Origin of the sequence: Labilibaculum sp. K2S (genome assembly GCF_030372765.1) — a bacterium.
Lineage (GTDB): Bacteria > Bacteroidota > Bacteroidia > Bacteroidales > Marinifilaceae > Labilibaculum.
Window position 1 is genome coordinate 161,554 of sequence record NZ_JAUCMW010000008.1, and the last position, 23,603, is coordinate 185,156.

Here is a 23,603-nt window from a genome sequence, read left to right on the forward strand (position 1 = left end):
CATATCAGTTTGACAGGAAAGTGCCATAACTGTCACGATACCATGTAATTTACCATCGCTTATAGAAGATAAACAATGAAAGATTTAATTCTTATAGGTCCTGTTGCAGTTGGAAAAACAACAACAGCAAAACTGCTTTCCGAAAAGTTAAACAAACCATTAATTTCGATGGATGATCTTCGATTTGACTATTATAAAGAAATCGGATATGACAACAATCATATGAAACATCTGTTTGAAAAAGCCGGGATAATGGCTATCTACCAATACGGAAAGATTTTTGATGCTTATTCAATAGAAAGAATACTTGAGGATCATCAGAATTGTATATTTGATTTTGGTGGAGGAAATAATGCGTCAGGATTTAATTTCGAGTTTAAACGCCTTAAAAAAGCTTTAAATCCATACGAAAATATTGTTCTTTTATTTCCTTGTGCCGATAAAGAGGAATCATTAAATTTTATCTGTAAGCGTCGTAATTTCACCGAAATTCAAAAAGAGCTAATTGAACATATAGTTATGGACGAATCAAATTTCAGGTTAGCCACACATATAGTTTTTGTAAAAGACAAAACGCCTGAAGAAGTTTGTAATGAAGTATTATTAATAACAAATAATTTGCAGCAGAACAATTTGATAAGCAATGAATAAAAAAGTTCTCTTATTTTTGGCTCAAGGATTTGAAGCTTACGAGGCCAGTGCATTTACCGATGTGTTTGGTTGGAGCAGGGAGTGTGGTTTCGAGCAAGTGGATATGCTCACAACAGGATTGCGTCCTGTACTAAAATGTTATTGGAATTTGATTGTACAGCCCGAACTTCCTTTCGAGCAAATAAATGTGAATGATTTCGATGCTTTAGCCATTCCCGGAGGATCTGGCGATGCTGGTTTTTTTGAGGATGCCTACGACGAACGCTTTCTCAGTTTAATTCGCGAATTTGATAAAAAAGGGAAGCCGATTGCCTCGATTTGTGTAGCTGCTTTGCCAATTGGGAAATCGGGAATTTTAAAAAACAGAAAAGCAACAACATGGGACTTAAACGAAGGTGTCAGACGCAAGCAATTAGCTGAATTCGGTGCTTTGGTTCAGGAAAAGCAATTGGTGGTCGATAATAACATCATTACATCAACAGGTCCGGCAACAAGCCTCGATGTAGCTTTCCATTTACTTGAAATACTGACCAGCAACCGGAATGTAACTGAAATAAAAAGGAATATGCGTTTCAAATTGGATTAACTTTTGAGATTGAGTAAAAGTTAATCCAATTTTACAGCAAACTGATTATTTATACTGGCACAAATAGGAAGTTTGTCCAACCGATTTCACTTGAAAAGAGGCATTCGCATCAACTTCAAAAGTTTCGCCCGATTTGTAAGATTTCCATTCAGTCTCATTAGGAAGTAATACAATTAATTCACCTTCAATAACAGTCATTGTTTCGTGCATCGAAGTGCCAAATTTATAGTCGCCTTTTTCCATAACTCCAACAGTTGATTTTCCCGATGCAGTTGTGTAACCTAACGATTTTACAGTTTCATTAAAGTATGCGTTAGCTGAAATCATAATTCTAGTTTTTAAATTTTAAGCAAATATAGGTGAATGAATTAAAGATGCACTATTTTTAATAGTGATAAAAAAGGAGCTTCCTGTAAAGCCATTAAATGCTTCATTCATAGCAATTGTTTAGAGATTTATCCTATCGCTTTTTTACAATCTAGAAAGTTAATGACTATTCATGCCGTCGCACGATTGTATTGTTAGTTATTGCAAAAATAGAATAATAAAAGTCGTATCTTTTGCTTTACAAAATTGTTTGTTATGAGATACTTACTAGTCATCAGTCTTTTGTTCGCGAGCTTTTCCTGTTCAAACACTACTGAAAAGGGGAGAATGATTAATTCCCAAAAACTAAGTTATCTCATCTCCAAAAAGGACAAAACCTTGGTATACATTTGGACAACATGGTGCAGTGGCTGTCGCAAAACTTTGGCTGAAACGCTGCCCCGGCTCCAAGAAACTATTGATGCTTCCGAATATCAAATACTACTAATAGCAGCAAGTAAAAACAAAGCAGAAGTCGATTCTCTGGTATCAAATAATGCGTTGCAGGTAAACTCCTATTTTCTCGATTTTGCAGGTCCCGATAAAGGCATATTTCAAAATTCAGGCATTCACTTTCTGTTGGAGAAAACTTTTCCGAACGATGAGATATTTACCCGGGCCATTCCGGTATTCTTTTTGGTTGACAGAAAGGGAAAAGTCCTGAATAAAAAACTTCCCCATTCCTACGATGAAGCTATTTACCTGTTAAATAGATAGTTGTGTTTGCATTGTAATGTTTATCATTTCTTAAATTAATTATAAACAGTATTATTTCGGCTTGTTAAGTTGCTAATGTTAAGTAAAATATTTTACATTCGTGAATGTTTTAAAAAATATAGTCTATTTAAACGAATAGGCTTTTTAACTTTTACAAAAGAAACTTATGAAAATAAAATTATTTTTAATGATGTGCTTGGCAGGAGCACTTAATCTCTCTTGTTCCGATAGTGATGATACGATTGAACTGGTAGCAGGAAAACTTAATGTTACTGAAGCCAAAGCAGGCGATGAGTTGATAATTACAGGTGAAGGCTTCAGTAATGTAAAAGAAGAAAACCTGATAAAATTGAATGACCTGGTAATTTCTGTTTCAGAAGCTACGGCTTCTCAGCTTAAGTTGGTTCTTCCCCAAGAAGCTAAAACAGGAATTCTTTCTGTAACAGTTGATGAAAAAAGTATTGATTTTGGTGTTTTTAAGGTTTTGGAAGAAAAAGTTTTTGTATTAAAATCAAACTATGATAATCAGTACGATAATGTTATAGAAATCAATCCGGAAACAGGTGCCGAAAGTGTTTTGTTGGAATTACCTTGGTCGGGCGGAGAGTATATGTATTCTTCATTATCTTATTTAAAAAGCACCAACGAAATTTTGTTGATTGCAAGTCCTGAAATAGATATAAAAAAATATAAAATATTGAGAATTAATCTTGACACAAAATCTATTATAGAAAAGGAATTTGAGTCAGATACCAAGTTAGAGTGGGTAGACCTTATAACGGATAATGAAAGCAATGTATATGTAAATAAAAGCTGGAATTATTGGGATTCAGCGAATGAAAAATCGATTAAAAAATCACAGTTATTCAGATATGATTTGCAATCGGGGGAAGAAGAATTGTTAGTAGAAGTAAAAGATGATATTATTTCCAGTTGTAAAGTTATTGGAACAGATAAAATTCTTTTGGTCGTTGGAGAAGAAAATGAGGGAGCTGCTAACTTAATGGTTTTGGATCTTTCAACTAAACAGACGAAAGAAATTCCACTTGAACCAAGTGGGTTTTTTTATGGAGTAATGTTGAACGAAAATAATGAAGCTTTTGTTCTTAGTGAGGGGGAACACTACGAATATAGCTTATTAAAGATTGATTTAGAAACTGGAAAATCTGAAGTTTTTCTTGATTTCCCTCAAGGGAAATTTTATTATGAATATGCCTCTTACTCAATTGCGAATAATGAGGTTGTGTGCTTTAGAAGTAATGATGATGATAGTGTTGATAAGATTTGTCGGATTAATTTGCAAGAAAAGAGTTTCAGATTTGTCGATATAAATGAAAGTAAGGATTGGTTTCACGAATCGTTAGTGGTTTTCATGTAATCTCAAAAAAATGAAAAAGACATTATTCCTATCATTGATTATAGGATTTGGAATAACAGTATTCTCATAAACTACAAATTGGAGAGCAAGTTATAACTGTACCACTGAATTGGGAATTGTTACATTTACAGGTGTTTTATCCTGAAATAAGAGTAAAATATGAAGATGAGTATTACGGTGCTTCAGAGTATTCTTTATTTGAAATGATGTTACTTTTCGTGAAGATTTGAATATATCATGGGGGATAGGTGCTTCTATATGTGAGCAGGAGTTTGGTTATTTGCGTCTGCCGGTATATCTGTGTAAAAACAATATTATACAGGAAAACATTACTCTAATGCTAGGTGTTGAATTTAAATCGAATTTATCAGACCACTCAAAACTGATACTCCAAATTCGTTTTAGTTTCAATTTTTAACAGAACCTGATTTTTTAAATGAGCCCACTCTTGCGAGTGGGTTTTTTTATGGATTAGAAAATGGAAACTATTTAATACGTAAAATTGATTCGCGAAAACCAGTCTTAATAGCTAAACCAAAACAATTTTGATGTTGTATTTATTTTGCAGGAATGGCTCATAAAGAGTACTTTTGCTGAGTATTAGAAAGAAGGTGTTTTTGCCATGAAAAAGCAGAAATCATTCTAAATGGTGAATTTTTTATTTTTTCCAGAAGAGGGGATATTTTAGATGAATAGAAGTGAAATTGAATTAATGGCGCCGGTTGGTTCATACGAATCATTGATGGCCGCTATACAAGGAGGAGCCAATTCTATCTATTTTGGCATTGAGCAGTTGAACATGAGATCGAGATCTTCGAATAACTTTACCATCGAAGATTTGCACAATATTGCTTCTATTTGTAAGGAGAACAATATCAAATCGTACCTAACGGTGAACACTGTTTTGTTTGATCATGATATTAAAGTGATGCACAAAATTGTTGATGCGGCAAAAGAAGGTGGCGTAACAGCAATTATTGCTGCCGATGTTTCTGCAATTATGTATGCCCGCACAATTGATGTGGAAGTTCACATTTCCACCCAATGCAACATTACCAACATCGAGGCGGTGAAGTTCTATGCTCAGTTTGCTGATGTGGTAGTTCTGGCGCGGGAATTGAATTTGAATCAGGTGGCAGCTATCTACAAACAAATTGTTGATGAGGAAATCCGCGGTCCAAAAGGGGAATTGATTCAAATAGAGATGTTTGCCCACGGAGCATTGTGCATGGCTGTTTCAGGAAAATGCTATTTGAGCCTGCACGAAAAAAATTCATCTGCAAATCGAGGTGCATGCATGCAAACATGCCGAAAAGCCTATACAGTTACCGAAAAGGAATCAGGGAATCAGCTGGAGATCGATAATGAATACATCATGTCGCCAAAAGACTTGTGCACCATTGGTTTTCTAAATAAAATGCTCGATGCAGGAGTTCGGGTTCTGAAATTTGAAGGACGAGCCCGCTCTCCGGAATATGTAAAAACAGTAGTTTCTAACTACAGCGAGGCGGTCGATGCTTACCTGAAAGATGATTATACCCGTGATAAAATTGATCAGTGGATGAAAAATCTTGCCACTGTCTTTAATCGCGGTTTTTGGGATGGCTATTATCTCGGACAAAAGATTGGTGAGTGGAGTGAGGAGTATGGCAACCGGGCAACCAAACGCAAAATGCTGATTGGTAAGGGAACCAATTACTTTGCCAAGATTAAAGTGGCAGAATTTTTGCTGGAATCGCAGGAATTAAAGGTGGGAGATCAGATTTTGATCACAGGTCCCACAACCGGTGTAATTGAAACGACTGTAAAAGAAATTCGGGTGAATCTGAAATCAGTCGAAAAAGCTGTTAAAGGCGATAGTTTTTCCATTTCAATGGATACAATGATTCGCCGGTCGGATAAATTGTATAAGATTGTAGAAGTGACCAATGATTTAATTCAGTAGAAAGGTTAAAGGTCAGGCAAAGTTTAAAGTTAAGTCTAATAAATCTTGAAGAGTCTGAAAATTACCCTGAAGGGGCTTAATAATATAGCGCAGGGCAACGCCCTGTGTGATCGTTAGTAGTTATAAAACGTCTCACGGTATTATTTTAATAGTTGAAATATTGTTGTTCGCGACGAAAAAGGAAAGAGTATATTATTGAGATAAATAAAATCAAACATGAAACGTCCGTGATTAAATAATTATTAGCTCATACACGAGAATGATTATTTACTCATGCTAAGTTCCATTTGACCATAAAATGAAAAAAGTAAGCAGATGAAAAAAATATTCATTACTCTATTGGCTATTGTTGCCACAACAACTCTTTTTGCACAGGATCATCAAGGATCACTGGTAAAAAACGGCGATCAGGTACCCAGTTTTTCAGTTCTTACATTAGATGGAAAAGAATTTGTTATCAGTGATTTAAAGGGCAAGGTAGTTCAGATTAACTTTTTTGCTACATGGTGTGGTCCTTGTATGAAAGAACTGCCGGAAGTTGAAAGTCAGTTGTGGCCTAAATTCAAAAATAAAAATTTTGCAATGGTTTCTATTGGACGAGAGCACACAAAGGAACAGTTGGAAGCTTTCAACGAGAAAAAAGGCTTTACATTTCCTATTGCTCCCGATCCTAAACGGGAAGTGTATTCTAAATTTGCAAGTCAGTACATTCCTCGTAATTTTATTGTTGATAAAACAGGCAAAATTGTATGGCAGGGAGTTGGTTTTAGTCAGGAAGAACTGAATCAGATGATGAAAGTGATTCAAGAGAATTTATAAATAGAGAATTGAATGCAAAAGCAGGGAAACATTAGAAAAATGAGAACTGATCTTAAAGAGGTCGTTGAGTATGAGTTGCCAATAGGCGAAGATGTAATTCAAATGAATCCTTTGGTAGGTAAAAAGCTAATATTTAATTATTTAGGACAGATCAATTGTGTTCATTGTGGAAAGAAAACGAAGACATCTTTCTCGCAGGGATACTGCTATTCTTGTTTTACGACGCTTCCGCAGACTGATGAAAGCATTCTTCGCCCGGAGCTGGATCTCTCCTATTTGGGAATCTCCCGTGATATGGAATGGGCTAAAAAAAATGCACTTCAGCCTCATTTTGTGTATCTGGCCTATTCCGGAAATTTGAAAGTAGGAGTTACCCGGGAATCGCAGGTGCCTACCCGTTGGATGGATCAGGGAGCCAGCAAAGCCATTAAATTGGCAAAAACACCCAATCGTCATATCGCTGGTGTGATAGAAGTAGCTCTTAAAGAGCATTTCTCGGATAAAACCAACTGGCGGGCAATGCTGAAGTTAGAACATACTAAAGGTGTTGATTTATTATCCGAAAAGAAAAAAGCTGGTGGCTTATTGCATCCTGAGTTGCAGCAATACATTTCCGGTGAGGATGAGATATTTGAGATGATTTATCCTATGATTTCACAACCGGAAAAGATTGTCAGTTTTGGATTCGAAAAGGTGAAAGAATACTCGGGAATTTTGAAAGGAATTAAAGGACAATATCTTATCTTTGAAGACGGAAAAGTTCTCAATATCAGAAAGCATAACGGTTACCTGGTTAGCTTGAACGTTGAGGAGTAAACGAATCAGTAGTAACTATTTACTGATAATTGGAATAAACACAAACACAATATATATTCTTTACTAATCGTAAAATTCTTAATTAAAAGATGGAAAACATAGACTGGAAACAATTTGGTTTCGGTTATACTAAAACCGATTACAATGTTCGTTGTCACTTTCGTGATGGAAAATGGGGACAATTGGAAATATCTTCTTCCGATCAGGTGAATGTTCATATTGCAGCTACCGGTTTGCATTACGGACAGCAGGCATTCGAAGGTTTAAAGGCATTTAAAGGTCCTGATGGAAAAGTGAGAGTATTCCGTATGGATGAAAATGCGAAACGTATGCAAAGCTCATCTCATGGTATCATGATGGCTGAAATGCCGATTGATTTGTTTGAGGAAGCTGTAATTAAAACCATTAAATTAAATGAGAGATGGATTCCGCCATACGAATCGGGAGCCTCTTTATACATTCGTCCGGTACTTTTCGGAAATGGAGCACAGGTAGGTGTAAATCCAGCTCCTGAATATACGTTTGCCATATTTGTAATGCCGGTTGGGCCTTACTTTAAAGAAGGATTCAAACCAACCGATTACGTAATCTACCGTGAATACGATCGTGCAGCTCCACAAGGAACAGGAACGATTAAAGTTGGTGGTAACTATGCTTCTTCGTTAAGAGGGGGAACCCGTGCGCACAAAGAAGGATTTTCTGCTGTATTATTTTTGGATGCAAAAGAAAAAAAATACATCGATGAATGTGGTCCTGCCAACTTCTTCGGAATAAAGGACAATACTTACGTAACTCCAAAATCGAACTCTATTTTGCCATCAATCACAAACAAAAGCTTGTGCCAGATTGCTGAAGATATGGGAATGACTGTTGATCGCAGAAAAGTTACCGTTGAAGAATTAGCTGATTTTACCGAGGCTGGAGCTTGTGGTACAGCCGCTGTAATTTCTCCAATTCGTAAAATTGTTGATGCCGATAATAATGTTGACTATTTTTATGGTGATGAGGCAGGGAAGACCAGCTTAAAATTGTATGAAACACTTCGTGGAATTCAGTACGGAACTGTTGAAGACAAACACAACTGGAATACAATTATTGAATTCTAAGCTAATGCAAATGGCATTAAGCCAGATTTTATACAAAGAGGGAGTTCTGTACAGAACTCCCTCTTTTCTCATTGTAAGGTGAGAATTTAGGATTTATAATTATTATAAAAAAGTGTTCAATTTTTCGAAAAAGATCAAACGGTTATGCATTCACTTTATTATTCATCAACATTTTAATTGATTCAGCCAAACGCTGTACTCCAATTCTACTGTGCTCTTCATCAACATACGAAAAGTTAATTCTCATTGTATTTTTCCCGCTTCCATCGCAATGAAAGGCAGATCCCAATACAAAGGCCACATTTTTCTGAATGGCAATTTCAAACAGATCTTTGGCATCCATATCTTCCGGTAAGTTAAGAAAAAGAAACAAACCACCTTCTGGTTTTGTCCAGGTAACACCTTTTGGCATAAATTCTTCGAAAGCGTCAAGCATAACATCACGTTTGCGGTGATACATCTCAATTATGGTTTTTAAATTCTTATCAAACAGTCCTTTTTCCAGATATTTAGCAGCAATTTTTTGAACAAAAGGAGACGTGCACAAATCCGTAGATTGTTTCGCTTTCACAAAGTTGTCGATGATTGCCTCATGAGCGATTACCCAGCCAATTCTAAATCCGGGAACAAATATTTTAGAGAAGGTTCCAAGTGCAATTACATGTCCTGAATTATCAAGTTCGAACATCATTTTTTGATCCTTTCCTTCGAATCGTAATTCTTTGTAGGGACTATCTTCAATTATAAGGATATTGTATTTTTTGGCTATTGTTATGATTTCAAGTCTTCTGGATTCAGGCATTGTGATTCCTGCAGGGTTTTGAAAATCAGGAATTACATATATGAATTTTGGTAGTTTACCTTCTTCCAGCATTTTTGCCAGAGTTTTCTCTAATAAATCGGAACGCATTCCAAATTCATCGAATTTGATTCCGACGGGAGTGGCTCCGTAGCTCGAAAAAGCACCTAGTCCACCTAAATAGCTGGGTAATCCGCAAATAAAATGATCTCCTCGGTTCAGAAAAATTTTACCTGCTAGGTCGAGTCCTTGTTGCGAAGAGGTAAGAATCACCAGATTATCTGAAGAGATAGTTAATCCTTGCTTCTGATATCTTTCAGTTAAAATCTCACGAAGTTTTGTATCTCCTTCGGTAGCTCCATACTGCAGGGCGGCATCTCCATCTTCTTCTAAAACTTCAATGCTGATTTGTTTTAGTTCTTCGATAGGAAAGGTGTTGGGAGCAGGAAGTCCCCCGGCAAAAGAGATAATTTCCGGTTTCTGTGTCAACTTTAACAATTCTCTGATAACAGATCGTTTCATGCTTTTCGCACTATCAGAAAGAATGTCTTCAAGATTTGTAATCATTATTTCCCCTTTTTAAAATGGTTTTATTTGATGAAATACTCAAGGAGTATCATACTATTAAATTTACGTTTTTTAAGGGGAAAAGCAATTAAATCGAAAACAAAAAAGGCTTTTTTGATTGTAATTTATAATTAATATATCTGAAAAGAGGAAAATTAATTAGATCAATTCCCTAAGCTTATCGAGCTGTCGTATTTTATTTACATCTCTCATGTTGCGGGCTGTTTCTGTAAAATATTGATGATTTTCGATAAATTTTATCTGAAGACGATTCCAGTCATCAATGCTTTTAATTTTACCATGCTCTTTTAGCTCCCGATACAGATTACCCGAAACAGGAATAAAGTCAGTACGACCCAGGTAATCCAAATCAGCGTCACAGATAATCATTTCCAGCTTTGTTTTGGGCTGGGGTGGAAATTTGGTATGCATGATTAGATTGGAAATTTCATTGATTTGCTGCTCAGAATAGAAATATTTTGGGAGTATGTGCCGGGCCATTTTCACACTGCACTCTTCATGCTCATTATAGGAAAGAATAAAGCCGGTGTCATGAAATAATGCGGCAGTCTTAATAATTAGCATTTCAGCATCGGAAAGACCCTCTTTCCGGCCAATTATTTCAACTTCGGTAATTACATCAATAGTATGTTTTAAATTGTGATAATAAAGGTTCTTGGGCAGCTCATTTTCCAGTTTGGTAAGGATAACTTCTTCCAGATCATCATAGCGAAGCATCTGAAACTGAGTCTGGAAATGCTGGTTAGGAACCAATCCTTTTAAATCGCTTGACATGTTGGGCTTGAACCCTTTAACAAAGTACATATCAATATTTCCTTTGTACTTCACAGGCATCCTTCCTCTGTATTCACAGATAAAGAAATCTTTAATGAGCATATATGTCATGCCCGAAATATTAATTTCGCTTACCGATCCTGACGACTCCATTCTGCTGGCCGTATTTACGGTATCGCCCCAAATATCGTAACTTACTTTTTTAGTGCCAACAACCCCGGCAATTACAGGGCCGGTGTGAACTCCAATTCGTAATCCCCAAATGCCTTTTTTACCTGCTTTTGAGTTTATTTTCATACTTTTCATATACTGCTGAATTTCCATAGCAGCTAAAATCACTTCAATTGGGTTTGTTCTGTTTTTATTGGGAATACCACCTGCACACATGTAGGCATCACCAACTGTTTTAATTTTTTCGATATTAAATTTCTCAACGATTGTATCGAAGTGCATAAAAAACTTGTCCAATTCATCAATCAGATCTTCCGGATTCATTTGTTCAACAATTTTTGTGAATCCATGAATATCAGAGAATAAAACGGTAACCATACGGAATCTTCGGGAGCTTACTTTTCCTGTTGATTGTAATTCTTCTGCTGTTTGCTGAGGCAATAGGTTGGAAAGAAGTTTTTCCGCTTTGTCTTTTTGCAGAATTATCTCTTGATTTTTATCGTAAAATTCATTTTCAATCTCTTTTTTCTGTTTTTTAAGTTTCCATTTGTACCATAAATGCATCAAAGCAAGAAGAAATAGCTGTAAAACAGCTAATACAATCATGTTCTCAGAAATAAAATTTAACGCGTTTTCTCTTAAAGATATAAGCAATGCCGATGTGTAATCAGTTGTATATAAATGTATTATATTAAGAGAGTTTAGAGTCATTAGCTGCAAATTAAAACACATGGAAACAATGGTAATAAAAATAGCCAAGAATTTTTAAATAATTGTCTTAAGCTTAAATTAATAAGGAATAATATCAGACTCCGTTAAAATTTGCTAGTTTAGTAGAAAATGGCTAAATTGTAACACGGTTATGTTAAAACTATTTACGACTATCCTCTTTTACTTTAAACTATGGAAAACACTAAGAGATCAATACTTGTGGCGTGGGATTTTTCGACTGTCGCAGAGTACGCATTGGAACATGCTTTGATATTTGCTGAAAATGTTGATGCAAATGTTACATTACTGCACATTGTCAAAAAAGGTTCTCAGCTTGATGAAGCCAATGCAAAAATGGCTGAAGCAGCTACGCAAATCGAAAAAGAGAGAGGAGTTCGCCCTGAGGTGATTGTTCGCGAGGGTAGTATTTTTACATCGATTAACGATATTGCTAAAGAAATGAATTCCATGTTGGTGCTTATGGGTACTCATGGTATTAAAGGTATGCAAAAGCTTACCGGTAGCTGGGCACTGAAGGTTATTGTCGGGTCTCGTGTACCTTTTATTGTAGTTCAAGCTCCTCCTGTTCAAAAGAAATATTCATCGGTAGTATTGCCAGTCGACTTTAAAAAGGAAAATAAGGAGAAATTAAGCTGGGCTGAATTTTTAGGAAAATTCTTTAAAGCGAAAATGCGGATTATTACGCCTAAGATTCCTGAAGGTCAGATGCTTCAGAGAACAAAGGCAAATCTTGTTTTTGCGAAAAAGTATTTGGAAAACAGAGGTATCGATTATGAAATTGATACAGCTGATGGTGGCAATGATTTTGCTATGGAGACAGTCGATTTTGCGAAAAAAATTGATGCGGATATCATTTTAATCATGACTACTAAGAACATATCGTTTCAGGACTATATGTTGGGAGCACATGAGCAGTTTGTGATTGCCAATTCGGCTCATATTCCTGTAATGTGTGTGAATCCGAGAACTGATCTGGCTAAATATGGCAGTTTTTATTAAAGCATGAGTTTGAAATTTATATATTTGAACAACGGTTGTATGGCCGTTGTTTTTTTATATCCTTAAATTGATAAAAAAGTAAATATGAAGCTTGTTTTTGCAACCAATAACCTAAATAAATTAAAGGAACTACAAAACCTTTTAGGAGAAGAGATTGAACTGTTAAGTCTGGCAGATATTAATTGTAATGATGAGATTCCGGAAGATTACGAAACTCTGGAAGAAAATGCAAGTCAAAAAGCCCGTTACATCTTTGATAAATTTAATGTGAATTGCTTTGCCGATGATACGGGATTGGAAATTGAATCATTAAATAATGAACCAGGTGTTTATTCTGCCCGATATGCCGGTGAAGAACGGGATGCCAAATCCAATATGAAAAAGGTTCTTAAGAATCTAAAAGGAATCGAAAATAGAAAATCAAGATTTAGAACTGTAATTTCTTTATTGATTGATGGTAATGAGATTCAGTTTGAAGGTATTGTTGAAGGAAATATCCTTGAAAAAGAACGTGGAATTGATGGTTTTGGTTACGATCCAATTTTTGAACCAATAGGATATGATATTTCATTTGCCGAGATGGATATGACTGAAAAAAATAAGATTAGTCACAGAGGTTTTGCTGTTCGAAAATTGGTTGATTATTTGCTAGATGTTAAGTAATAAGCAATTTTAGTTCCGTTAATAATTCAGATGCAGTTTTTCGCTAATATGGTATTTTGATGAGACAAATCCGTTACATTTTTATTCTTTTATTCGTATTGCTTGCCTTATGTGGTAAAAGCCAGATAAAGATTGGTGAATGGAGAGAGCATTTGCCATATCAAAAAGCGAAAAGCTTGCTTGCTGGTGGTGAAAATTTGTATTGTTTAACTGAGTCTGGTTTGTTTTCTTATTCCATAAGAGATAATGAAATAGTAGCTTATAGCAAAACAAAAGGTTTATCGGAATCGGAAATTTCAGCAATCGCGTGGGTAGAAAGTTCACAAAGTCTTTTGATTGGATATGAAAGCGGAAACTTGGATGTAATTTCAGATGGAAACATTTACAATATTTCGGATATCAAAAATTTCAACTTGGTGGAGAACAAGTCCATCAATTCGATGACTGCAAACGGTAAGTTTGTCTATTTGGGAACTGATTTTGGAATAGTGGTTATTAATTTGGATAAAATGGAAGTCGCCGATACCTATTTTATTGGTGCAGGAGGTGAAAAGTTAGTTGTTAATGACATCAAAATAAATTCATCTGCAATATGGGTGGCAACCGATCAAGGCATTTTTAAAGCAGATTTATTTTCGGGTAATTTGGCCGATTTTAATAATTGGGAGCAAGAGCAGGGTATTTCTGAATATCAAAGAAAATGCGGGCATCTGGAAATTATTGATGGCGATGTAATTGTAAGTCGTTTAGTATCCGAAACAGCAAGTGAGTTGTATCGGTACCGTAATGAAAGCTGGTCTAACTTTTCCGGAAGTTTTTCACGTATTTATTCCATTCAAAATATCAACAATAGCCTTTGGGTAGTACAATCCGATAAAATCCGGATTTTTAATTCGAACGGTATTGAAAACGAAGTTTTGGAGTACTCGGGGATTCACGAAATGCACGATGCCTTGGTTGTTGATGGACGAACTTTTGTTGCTGATTATCAGAAATCTTTACAGGAGATAATTGGGAGTCGTGCGAATCAGATTAAACCGGATGGCCCGCTGAGTCGCAATATATCCAATATTTTTTCGGCAGCAGAACAAACGTGGGCTGTGTCCGGAGATGTAACAGCTTCTTATGATGGTTCAGGGGAGAAGGCCGGGTTGTTTTTGTTCGAAGATCAGAAATGGACTAATTATTCAGATAAAAATACCCCTTCGTTCAGCAACAAGTCCGATTTACTGAGACTCACAAACAATAAAAGAGATCAATCGCTAATTTACGCAGCTAGCTGGGGCGACGGAATATTTGTATTTAAAGACTATGAATATCAAGTCAATTGGAATTTTGAAAATTCACCCCTTGGCTCGAAAGGAATTAGTGGGATGGATTCGGATTCGGATGGCAATCTTTGGATTTTAGATGCCAATTCCTCTGCCTCGGTAAAAATTCTTTCATCTCGCGGGGAATGGACTTCATTAAGTTATTCGACCTTAGCCAATCGGGCAGACATGCAAAAGATTGTGTGTCTTAAAAATGGCGATAAATGGGTTTTAAATGCATCGGGACAGGCTCTTTTCGCATTTAATGAAAATGGGACACTTTCTAATCAGGACGATGATGCACTGGCTTCTTTCTTTGTTAAGGATGAAAACAACTCAAGCATAGGTTCGAAGGTTTATGATTTAATTGAAGATGAGAAAGGGGATGTTTGGTTAGGAACTTCAAGCGGAGTGGCTGTATATTCCAATCCGGGTACTATTTTCAGGACGGGGAACTTTTTTGCCCATCAGCCTATAATTACCATTGATGGATCTACTCAGTTTTTGTTAGGGACGGAAAGTGTGAATACAATTGCTTTGAACGGAGCGGATCAAAAATGGTTAGGAACAGCGAATTCCGGCGTTTTCCTGATCTCAGAAAATGGTGATGAACAATTGGTTCACTTTACAAATGAAAACAGTCCTTTGCCTTCGAATACAATTCAGAAAATATCGGTAAACCCAGGAACAGGAGAAGTCTTTTTTGTGACTGATAAGGGAATGGTTTCTTACAAAGGTGAAGTGACTGAAGGAGCAGAATCGTATAACGATCTCTATGTTTATCCGAATCCTGTTCGGGAAACCTACCACGGCGATGTTGTGGTGAGCGGTTTAATTGCAGAATCGACGGTAAAAATTACCGATATTAGCGGTAATTTGGTGATGGAAGGAAAATCGGGTGGAGGACAGTTCATTTGGGATGGGAAAAATTTCAATGGATCGCGCGTTCATACAGGCGTATATCTTATTTTCTGTTCCAATTCCGATGGATCTAAATCGAAGGTGATTAAATTACTATTCATTCATTAAATTAAATTCTGATGATTCATAAGACCAAGGGAATTGTTCTGAATCAGATTAAGTATGGCGAAACCAGCTTGATTGTTCAGGTGTATACCGAAAAGTTTGGTCGTCAGTCGTACATGGTGAAAGGGGGGAGATCTAAAAAATCAAGTATGAAAAGTAACCTGTTTCGTCCGTTTTTTCTTCTGGAAATGGAAGTTTATCATCGGGAAGGAAAGAATATTCAGTCGATAAAGGAGGTGCGGCTTTGCGAGAATCTAAACAATTTAGTTTTTGATGTTTACAAAAGCACAATGGTTCTGTTTCTTACCGAAGTGTGTTCCAAAGTGCTTCGGGAGGAAGAACAGAATCAGGAACTGTTTGTATTTCTGTACAATAGCATACGTTATCTTGATCTCACCGAAGAATCTATTGGACTATTTCATTTGTATTTCTTAAGCAAACTGACCCGTTTTCTGGGGTTTTATCCTCAGCTCAATTGGTCAGATCGAAAAGCTTTTTTTGATATGGATAACGGCTTTTTTGTTGAGGAAGACAGGACACATTCGCATTGTCTTGAAAAGGACCTAAGCGGAAAGCTTTATTCTTTATTCTCTACTTCAATTGATCTTGTTAATGATTTAAAAATAAGCAAGAAGGATGTGGATTCTATTTTGCGTGCAATTTTGAACTTTTACGCCCTTCAAATTGATGGTTTTAGCAATTTAAAGTCCTTATCGGTGCTTCATGAACTGTTCCGGGAAGAGGAATAATTTGCTTCTGTTTTTTATTTCTTTAAAAGCTTTCTGCAATTGTTTTGCTGATTAGCAGGATTTGAATATTTTTGCATGTCTTTTGGCCCCATAGTTCAAGGGATAGAACAAGTGTTTCCTAAACACTAGATACAGGTTCGAGTCCTGTTGGGGCTACTCCGAATATATTGAGAATAATTCTTAATAACAGATTAAAACATTAAGCCTTAAATAGTTACAAGACTATTTAAGGCTTTTTTTATGATTTAGGCATTACGGGCATGAGTGTTTTAATGTATGAAAGTGTGTAAAATAAACTATATTTGTACAGAATAAAGGTGCGAAAAACGGTGTTTTTTGCAAAAGGGTACAAATAAGGGTACATATTTATTAAACAAAAAAAACACTCATGATCTTAAATTTTCAAATACGTAATGGCTATATAGTATCACGATTCAAACAGTTCGACACGGATATTCAGGTGAGTACAGGGATTAAGATGAAAAAGGAGTATTGGAATAAACACAATCAGCAAATAAAAAATATTACCAGTATTGTAAATAAAGTTGATATAAATCGCTATTTACTTGAGTGTAAAGAGCGTTTCCAAAGGTTTTATTTGGAAAACCAACCACGAACAAAAGAAGAGTTAAGGGTGTTGATTACTAGGGTTTTGACCAATGAAAAAGAATATGAAATCGATTTGTTGAGTTTTGCGAAGGCATTTTCAGATTTACAGAGTAAAAAGATTAACTCAAAAACGGGTAAACCACTAGCAAAATCAACAATTAGTAAGTTCAAGTTATTGCATGAGCATTTGAATGACTACAAGAATCATCAAGGTAAGGTGCTTAATTTTGAAAACATCGATCTGGATTTTTATTATAATTTCCTCGCTTTCTTAAAGGAGAAACATCAGTATAGTCCCAATACATTAGGTAAATACATACAGGCTCTAAAAACCCTGATGAATGAAGCAACTTCACAAGGTTTAACTGATAGTAAAGGTTTTAAAAGCAATCATTTTAAAAGAATTTCGGTTGATGCGGAAAATATTTATTTAACGGATTTGGAAGTTAGGGCTATTCTTGCTGTAGATTTATCCGATAAACCGCATTTAGAGCGCTCAAGAGACATTTTTATCATCGGTTGTTATACTGGTTTGCGATATCAGGATATAATAAGCTTAAACCGTGGTAGTGTGTCAGGGATTTATATAAATACGGTTCAGGCAAAAACAGGTGATCGGGTTACAATTCCCATCTTGCCTCAGGTTCTTGGGATACTGGAAAAATACGATTATCAGTTTAAGTCCAATGCTAAAATCAATGCACAATTAAAAGAGGTTTGCAGAATTGCTAAAATAGATCAAGTTATTAGGCAAAAATCATATGTCAAAGGTGTATTGGTTGATCAAGCTTTTAAAAAGTATGAGTTAGTTAGTTCACATGCGGCTCGACGCTCTTTTGCAACAAATAGCTATCAAAAAGGAATCCCAACTGCTACTATAATGAAGATAACAGGACACCGGACAGAAAAGAGTTTTTACAAATATATCAAGCTAGACAATAAAGAGCATGCTGATATTTTATTGAAAGCATGGCAGTCTGAAAGTATTCTGAATATTGCAAAATAATATTTGATTATTTATAGGGGAAACTTGTGTGACCATGAAGATATTCATGGTTCTTATCAATAAATTCTGAAATTTCATTATGCATTTTCACACTTGTCTCAATATAGAATTGAATTATACCAGCAATTTCAGCTAAAGGCTTATTTTCTAAATGTAGATGTTTAATGATTAATCGATATAAATCATTTTTTTTCTGACCTAGTTCCCATGCTAATCTATGTCGAGTTTCGAAATTTCCGTCTTTTATGGCTTGTGCTGCTTTTATTTTTTCTGGATCTGTACTGCTTTTTAATAATTGATATATACTCCATGTGGAAATAAGTACCTCCCTATCAGATGTATCAAGTATAAGAGCCATTTTGAAACTATCTTCTATATTTACAATAGATTCCTCTCCAAATAATAACCAATCAGCGGAGATATTGAATTTCTCTTTTAAACTTGCCAAAAAAGTATGGTTTATGGGATTTCTACCCGTCTCTACACCTCCGATATAGCCTAATGAGACGCCCAGAGCTTCTGAGAATTCTTTTTGTGACATCTTTTCATCTTCGCGTATTTTCTTAACTCTTTCTATTACTGATAGTTCCATATTGTAACCGATTAAAGTAATATTTCACACCCAAAATATTTTATATATAAGAGTATAACTGTATATTTGTACAGAGCCAAAGGTATATATAAAATAAGTTAGTTGTTAATTCATAACCTGTACAAACATACACAAAAACACACACAGATGAAAGCAAAGATTGAAAGTCCGTATATGAATACTGCTGAAACATTGGATTATTTAAGAATATGTCGAAAAACTCTTTACAATTGGATTGGACAAGGTATTGTAACGGTTTATAAAATTGGTAATGCAAACCGCTTTAAACGTTCAGAGTTGGATGATGCTTTACGTCCAGTAAAACCAATCATGTAAAAATTACTGTGTGTCAATGAAAATGAACTATACAGAACGAATAACGCAAATAAAAGTGTTACGAATACACAGGTTTTTTCAAGCCTGTTTTTTTACGAAAATTGCTCAAATGAGTAATGGAAACGCACGTATTCGTGTTACGCATACACATACTTTTTCAGACAATTAACTTACAACTATTTTAGCCCCTTACTCCCTTGATTGACGGTATTAGCATAGAACTTACGGATTTTGATTTTAGCCTTTGGGAAACAAACCCAATGCTAAAATTTTCCGTGCTTACTGATGTCGATTCAAAAGAGGAAATAGGCAATAGGAGAGCGCACTACAAAGGATTAGATTTCATTATAGAACCCAAAGGAAAAGCAAAGATCAAAGGCTCTATTCATAAGTTCTTTAACGATGGTCTTCATAATGCCGACCGCTTTACTTACGAGAGCTTCATAGAAGCTGTTAACCGCTTATCGGCTTATGGTGTAAAACCAGAAAGCACAAGACTAAAAAGCTTTGAAATAGGCTTAAACCTTGATACATCTACCTGTAAGATTGACACTAAAACCTTTCTTGATAGTATTCTGTACTGCCGAGGTGCTCAACGTTCCGAGATGGAATTAAACGGGAAAACGGGTTACGGGTATGCCTACAAAACCACCAATGCGACTTACAAATTCTACGATAAAGCGGAACAATCTAAATTACAAGCTGAACTGCTGAGAGTTGAAACAAAGTTCATTCGAATGCGAGCCGTTGAGAATTACGGAATCAAAAGCTTAGCTGATTTACTGGATAGGGATAAGTTGAGCAAACTGATAGCAGATAAGTTCCTGAAATCCATTGACGAAACCATTTTCTTTGAATGGGAGCAAATCAAAACATCCAGACGACTGCCAACCAAATACAAAAGCAGGTTTAAAGACTTACGTAATCCCAATTGGTGGATTAAAGACCAAAGGAGTAACACAAACCGCCAACGGAATAAGGAACTACTTGAAAAACTGATAAAAACGTACGCAAAACGGGACATTAAAAACATCCTGAAAGGCTTGATATCATTGGAGATTTCAGCCTTTACACGCAGTAAAAAGTGTTACGAATACACAGGATTTGAAAACCTGAAAAACTGGAACCACTTAGATAAGAACGCACAAAAAAGTGTTACGAATACACAACGTATTGTATGTGCGGATTCAACCGACCGCAGGGAGGGAAAAGAGAAAAAGAAATACTGTTTGTCGTGCGGAAAAGAGATAACAGGTCAGAAAAGCGATTCCAAGTACTGCAACGATCAAAGAAAATGCAGGGATAAAGCTTATAACCTGAAAGTATCCGAGAAAAAACAATCCAAACGAAGCCAAAAGGAAAAAGAAATATTACACCTGATAAAAGATTTAGGAAATGAATTCAACCTGATTAGAACCACCAACCCCAACCGAAAAAAGATAAAAGGTATTCCGAGTCGAAAAACATCGATCATCGCAACCATAGGAGGAAGGAAAAAATATTACCACGGTGCTGATGCCCGTTTCTTCCTCAATGAATTTGATAAGAGAACCAAAACCGAAGTATTAACCCAATGCCCTGATGATACAAGGCTTGAACATGCACAATGATAAAATGAGTACAAAAAAAGAAAACATCATTATTGATCTGATAGAAGATTCTGTAATCGCTTCCCGAATTCTTGACAACATTGAAAAGGTGACCCAGTGTTGCGGTCTGGTTATAAACAGTTGGTATCCGATTGTTTATTTAATGGGAATTGATCTTGACAAGATGATTAAGCAAAATGAACACCTGCAAGATGAATACCATACCACATTTGAAATGTACATCAAGAAAGAAAATACCAACAGGGATACTGCGGTTTTAGTCTATAAAAAGTTTGATGATCTGATCAAAGAACATTTAAAACTATTTCCATCCTTAAGAGTTTTATAGGTATAATATTTAAAGTATTCGTTTGTTTAAGTGCTGTAAATCAATTAAAGAATAGCTAATTATAGATGGAATATAAAACAATGAACAGAAAAGAGCTTGCAATGGAATTAGATATTTCCAGATCAACTCTTGGTCGAAGAATGAAAGATTTAGACCCAAAATTTAATGAGCAGATCAAAGGACATTACCTACTGCTTGAAAACGAAGTAAAATACATTCATGAGCAAATTTCAGGAATGCAAAAATGGCAAACACTATGAGTACCGAAAGAAAAGCAACCTACATACGTGTTTCAACCGAAGGGCAAAACACAGGCAGACAGGAAGAAATCATACAGGGCAAAGCCTACATTGAAAAGATAAGCGGACGAATCCCCTTTAAAGAAAGAAAGCAAGGCTCTAAACTTCTTGCGGATGCAAAAAGCAAGGTGATTAATTACATTATTGTTGAGGACATAAACAGACTAGGCAGGGACACTTTCGATGTTCTTGAAACAATTAACACCCTTATAAAACAAGATTGTACGATTGAGATTGTCAGGCATAACCTGATCAGTAAAACCAAAGGAAAAGATAATTTCTTTTTCACTTTAATGACTGGTATTATGGCTTCGTTGGCTGAAATGGATTACATGAGTAACCGAGAAGCCCAGAGACAAGGAATTGCAGTCGCAAAAGCAAAAGGCGTTTATCAACAACATGCAGGAAAAGGAAAAATGAGCCATGAAAAATATTTGGAACAGCATTCAGACATCATTGAACTTTTAAACGACGGTAAGTCAATCCGAAATGTCTCAAAATTGGTCAAGAAATCAGTTTCCACAGTTCAGCGAGTAAAAAAGTTCGTAGAGCTTGAAATTTAGTATTCATTTAAGGGTGTCGCAATGAACACACTAAATCACGGCAAAAAGGATGCTTTTAGTATGAGCCTGACAGGGTACACTCTAAAAAGAATACAAACACGAAAAAAAACAGAATTCAGGAATAAGCAAATTGCAAAAAATGGAATACAGAACAATGAACCGAAAAGAGCTTGCAATGGAATTAGATATTTCCACTTCAACTCTTTGCAAAAAAATGAAAAAACTTGATCCTTCCTTTTTGGAGCACATCAAAAACAAATCACTGCTTTTCGAAAATGAAGTGAAATACATTCATGATAATATCGAGTGGAGAACTCCGTGGGAAATCAAACAAGGATACGCCAATGTTAGGCGACTAAAGGATACAAGATTTGACGACTAAGCAAGAATTTTCAAACACAGCAAACCCGACAACAAATTGTAAGAATTAAAAAAAATCAACAACTTAAAAAACCCAGAAAATGAAATGTGAAGTATGTAATGAGCCAATAAGAGGAAAGCGGTCTGACAGTCGCTATTGTTCCTCTGCCTGCAGAAATAAGGCATATAAAATGAGAACCACTGAAAAACATCTGGATGAATCGGACGGCACTTATCGGCTCATAGATATGGACAGCAGGGAAAATCAGCAAATGAACCAAAACGCTTCGGCAGAATTACGAACCATCGAACGGGAACATTTTAATACCATCCTAAGCCTGAGAACTGAGTACGGGGATAAGATCAGAGCTTTAGAGGACACGAATCTAAAGCATGAATTTACGATTGAAAAGCTAAACGATAAATTAAATGACCAAAAGGAAAAGTACACCAGAGATATTGCGGAAGCCAGTACAAGCACAACCAAAGATACGGTTCAGGCAATTAGCCAAATGCCCGCAATTCAATCCTTATTAGGAGGTTTTGCCAGCAATCTGATTCCCAGCAAAACAAATTCTTTGGGCGGTGTAGAAGATCAATTCAATATTCAGGAAAAACAAATTATTGATGCCATTCGAAGAATGCAACCCGATGCACAGGGCTATCTGGTACAAATGCTCTATGTTTTGTTTGCAAAACCACATGAGGAGCAAATGGAGATATTCAGCACCTTACATGCCTACATGATGCGATCCGAGGAAAGCGAAGACATTTAATGAAAAAAGTAAGCCTTTACCATCTAAGGATTTTATTTGTAAGCAAGCCAACTGATATTTTAGACTTCGGGCAATTGAGACCTGAACCGAAAATATTGATTGGCTTTTTTTATTTTATCCGTCCAGCCATCTACGAGACGTTTATTAGCCGTCTTATAAGGAGTCTACGGTCGGGTATGATCATCAGGAAAACCATTGTTTAAAGAGCACACAAGCCTTTTTGCCAATGAAAACTACTTATTTATCCGTATAGCCGTTTATTAGCCGTCTACGGTCGGGTATGATTATCAGGGAAACCCCTGTTTTAAGGACATAAGAGCCTTTTTACCAACAAAGACTACTCATTTATCCGTCTAAACGTTTATTAGCCGTCTTATAAGGAGCTTAGAGTCGGATGTGATTATCTGTAAAGTCTCTGTTTTAAGGGCACACAAGCCCTTTTAATAATGCAAACTACTTATTTATCCGTCCAGCCATCTACTAGACGTCTCATAAGTAGCTCAATGTCCGGTATGATTATCTGGAAAACTATTGTTTAAAGGGCACGCAAGCCTTTTTACCAATGGAAACTACTCATTTATCCGTCTAAATGTTTATTAGCCGTCTAATTCGTAAAACCTGACTTCTCATTCTTTATTTTCCATTGAATCAAGAATGAATATCCGCAAAACCAACTATATAACACTTTTTGTTATATAGAATCCTTACAAACAACAGCACTATGCTTCACATAATCAGCGCGTAACTGATTTTATTAATTAAATAATTGTTTTTACAGGTTACCTTTTCCTAAAAAATAGAATAAAGGGGTGAATTGTTTTTATGAAACTAATTTCTTTTTTATGATTAAAAATTTACTCACTTTTATTTTATCTGTCGGCTTATGGGGGAGTTTGCATGCACAATATGTGACTACGCCCGTAAATACA

At 35.8% G+C, this 23,603-nt stretch carries 24 protein-coding genes and 1 tRNA gene; 21 read left to right on the top strand and 4 right to left on the bottom strand.

Features of this window, described 5'->3' with window-relative positions:
- Nucleotides 1–75: 75 nt before the first annotated feature.
- Together QUH73_RS11480 and QUH73_RS11485 are read left to right on the top strand one after the other, a co-directional pair.
- The gene (locus QUH73_RS11480) at nt 76–651 is read left to right on the top strand and encodes a shikimate kinase (RefSeq protein WP_289530581.1); all 576 of its coding nucleotides are present in this window, start codon (nt 76–78) and stop codon (nt 649–651) included.
- On the top strand, nt 644–1,237 hold the full coding sequence (locus QUH73_RS11485) for a DJ-1/PfpI family protein (RefSeq protein ID WP_289530582.1): 594 nt from the start codon (nt 644–646) through the stop codon (nt 1,235–1,237). Before QUH73_RS11480 ends, QUH73_RS11485 begins: the two co-directional genes overlap by 8 nt.
- Nucleotides 1,238–1,282: 45 nt before the next feature.
- Here the strand turns inward: QUH73_RS11485 and ppnP are convergent, their stop codons facing one another.
- Nucleotides 1,283–1,564, bottom strand: a complete 282-nt coding sequence (ppnP, locus tag QUH73_RS11490; RefSeq protein ID WP_289530583.1) for a pyrimidine/purine nucleoside phosphorylase — start codon at nt 1,562–1,564, stop codon at nt 1,283–1,285.
- 255 nt (nt 1,565–1,819) lie between these two features.
- Between ppnP and QUH73_RS11495 the strand changes: the two genes are divergently transcribed.
- The 6 genes from QUH73_RS11495 (at nt 1,820) to QUH73_RS11520 (ending at nt 8,384) form a co-directional block, all read left to right on the top strand.
- The gene (locus QUH73_RS11495; protein WP_289530584.1) at nt 1,820–2,320 is read left to right on the top strand and encodes a TlpA family protein disulfide reductase; all 501 of its coding nucleotides are present in this window, start codon (nt 1,820–1,822) and stop codon (nt 2,318–2,320) included.
- 166 nt (nt 2,321–2,486) lie between these two features.
- Nucleotides 2,487–3,698 carry an IPT/TIG domain-containing protein gene (locus tag QUH73_RS11500; protein ID WP_289530585.1) on the top strand — a complete coding sequence of 404 codons (1,212 nt, stop codon included), beginning with the start codon at nt 2,487–2,489 and terminating at the stop codon, nt 3,696–3,698.
- 688 nt (nt 3,699–4,386) lie between these two features.
- A complete protein-coding gene (locus QUH73_RS11505; RefSeq protein ID WP_289530586.1) occupies nt 4,387–5,643 on the top strand; it encodes a peptidase U32 family protein in 1,257 nt (418 codons plus the stop codon).
- Between the two features lie 315 nt (nt 5,644–5,958).
- A complete protein-coding gene (locus tag QUH73_RS11510) occupies nt 5,959–6,462 on the top strand; it encodes a TlpA family protein disulfide reductase (protein ID WP_289530587.1) in 504 nt (167 codons plus the stop codon).
- Between the two features lie 39 nt (nt 6,463–6,501).
- On the top strand, nt 6,502–7,278 hold the full coding sequence (locus tag QUH73_RS11515) for a DUF2797 domain-containing protein (protein WP_289530588.1): 777 nt from the start codon (nt 6,502–6,504) through the stop codon (nt 7,276–7,278).
- 89 nt (nt 7,279–7,367) lie between these two features.
- Nucleotides 7,368–8,384, top strand: a complete 1,017-nt coding sequence (locus tag QUH73_RS11520; protein WP_289530589.1) for a branched-chain amino acid aminotransferase — start codon at nt 7,368–7,370, stop codon at nt 8,382–8,384.
- A gap of 142 nt (nt 8,385–8,526) precedes the next feature.
- Here QUH73_RS11520 and QUH73_RS11525 read toward each other — a convergent pair whose 3' ends face one another.
- Together QUH73_RS11525 and QUH73_RS11530 are read right to left on the bottom strand one after the other, a co-directional pair.
- Nucleotides 8,527–9,750 (bottom strand): aminotransferase-like domain-containing protein, encoded by a 1,224-nt coding sequence (locus QUH73_RS11525; RefSeq protein WP_289530590.1) that lies wholly within the window; start codon nt 9,748–9,750, stop codon nt 8,527–8,529.
- 159 nt (nt 9,751–9,909) lie between these two features.
- Nucleotides 9,910–11,427 (bottom strand): adenylate/guanylate cyclase domain-containing protein, encoded by a 1,518-nt coding sequence (locus tag QUH73_RS11530; RefSeq protein WP_289530591.1) that lies wholly within the window; start codon nt 11,425–11,427, stop codon nt 9,910–9,912.
- 192 nt (nt 11,428–11,619) lie between these two features.
- Between QUH73_RS11530 and QUH73_RS11535 the strand changes: the two genes are divergently transcribed.
- From QUH73_RS11535 to QUH73_RS11560, 6 genes are all read left to right on the top strand, one after another.
- Nucleotides 11,620–12,447: a universal stress protein gene (locus QUH73_RS11535; RefSeq protein WP_289530592.1), complete on the top strand. Its 828-nt coding sequence runs from the start codon at nt 11,620–11,622 to the stop codon at nt 12,445–12,447.
- Nucleotides 12,448–12,531: 84 nt separating this feature from the next.
- The gene (locus tag QUH73_RS11540; protein WP_289530593.1) at nt 12,532–13,110 is read left to right on the top strand and encodes a non-canonical purine NTP diphosphatase; all 579 of its coding nucleotides are present in this window, start codon (nt 12,532–12,534) and stop codon (nt 13,108–13,110) included.
- Nucleotides 13,111–13,169: 59 nt separating this feature from the next.
- Nucleotides 13,170–15,449 (top strand): type IX secretion system anionic LPS delivery protein PorZ, encoded by a 2,280-nt coding sequence (porZ, locus tag QUH73_RS11545; protein ID WP_289530594.1) that lies wholly within the window; start codon nt 13,170–13,172, stop codon nt 15,447–15,449.
- Nucleotides 15,450–15,460: 11 nt separating this feature from the next.
- The gene (gene recO / locus QUH73_RS11550) at nt 15,461–16,195 is read left to right on the top strand and encodes a DNA repair protein RecO (protein ID WP_289530595.1); all 735 of its coding nucleotides are present in this window, start codon (nt 15,461–15,463) and stop codon (nt 16,193–16,195) included.
- 84 nt (nt 16,196–16,279) lie between these two features.
- A tRNA-Arg gene (locus QUH73_RS11555) sits at nt 16,280–16,351 on the top strand.
- A gap of 232 nt (nt 16,352–16,583) precedes the next feature.
- Nucleotides 16,584–17,810 (top strand): site-specific integrase, encoded by a 1,227-nt coding sequence (locus tag QUH73_RS11560; RefSeq protein ID WP_289530596.1) that lies wholly within the window; start codon nt 16,584–16,586, stop codon nt 17,808–17,810.
- 7 nt (nt 17,811–17,817) lie between these two features.
- Here the strand turns inward: QUH73_RS11560 and QUH73_RS11565 are convergent, their stop codons facing one another.
- Nucleotides 17,818–18,402 carry a helix-turn-helix domain-containing protein gene (locus QUH73_RS11565; RefSeq protein WP_289530597.1) on the bottom strand — a complete coding sequence of 195 codons (585 nt, stop codon included), beginning with the start codon at nt 18,400–18,402 and terminating at the stop codon, nt 17,818–17,820.
- A 147-nt stretch (nt 18,403–18,549) separates the two neighbouring features.
- Here QUH73_RS11565 and QUH73_RS11570 point away from each other — a divergent pair, with 147 nt between their 5' ends.
- The 7 genes from QUH73_RS11570 to QUH73_RS11600 all read left to right on the top strand — a co-directional run bounded on the left by QUH73_RS11570 (nt 18,550) and on the right by QUH73_RS11600 (nt 22,674).
- Nucleotides 18,550–18,738 carry a helix-turn-helix domain-containing protein gene (locus tag QUH73_RS11570; RefSeq protein WP_289530598.1) on the top strand — a complete coding sequence of 63 codons (189 nt, stop codon included), beginning with the start codon at nt 18,550–18,552 and terminating at the stop codon, nt 18,736–18,738.
- Nucleotides 18,739–18,998: 260 nt separating this feature from the next.
- The gene (locus tag QUH73_RS11575) at nt 18,999–20,348 is read left to right on the top strand and encodes a hypothetical protein (protein WP_289530599.1); all 1,350 of its coding nucleotides are present in this window, start codon (nt 18,999–19,001) and stop codon (nt 20,346–20,348) included.
- A gap of 4 nt (nt 20,349–20,352) precedes the next feature.
- Nucleotides 20,353–20,676, top strand: a complete 324-nt coding sequence (locus QUH73_RS11580) for a hypothetical protein (protein WP_289530600.1) — start codon at nt 20,353–20,355, stop codon at nt 20,674–20,676.
- 65 nt (nt 20,677–20,741) lie between these two features.
- On the top strand, nt 20,742–20,936 hold the full coding sequence (locus QUH73_RS11585) for a helix-turn-helix domain-containing protein (RefSeq protein ID WP_289530601.1): 195 nt from the start codon (nt 20,742–20,744) through the stop codon (nt 20,934–20,936).
- Entirely contained in the window at nt 20,933–21,538 is a 606-nt protein-coding gene (locus QUH73_RS11590) for a recombinase family protein (protein ID WP_289530602.1), read from the top strand. The genes QUH73_RS11585 and QUH73_RS11590 overlap by 4 nt, the downstream gene beginning before the upstream one ends.
- A gap of 139 nt (nt 21,539–21,677) precedes the next feature.
- On the top strand, nt 21,678–21,920 hold the full coding sequence (locus QUH73_RS11595) for a hypothetical protein (protein ID WP_289530603.1): 243 nt from the start codon (nt 21,678–21,680) through the stop codon (nt 21,918–21,920).
- 79 nt (nt 21,921–21,999) lie between these two features.
- The gene (locus QUH73_RS11600) at nt 22,000–22,674 is read left to right on the top strand and encodes a hypothetical protein (protein ID WP_289530604.1); all 675 of its coding nucleotides are present in this window, start codon (nt 22,000–22,002) and stop codon (nt 22,672–22,674) included.
- Nucleotides 22,675–23,603 lie beyond the last annotated feature (929 nt).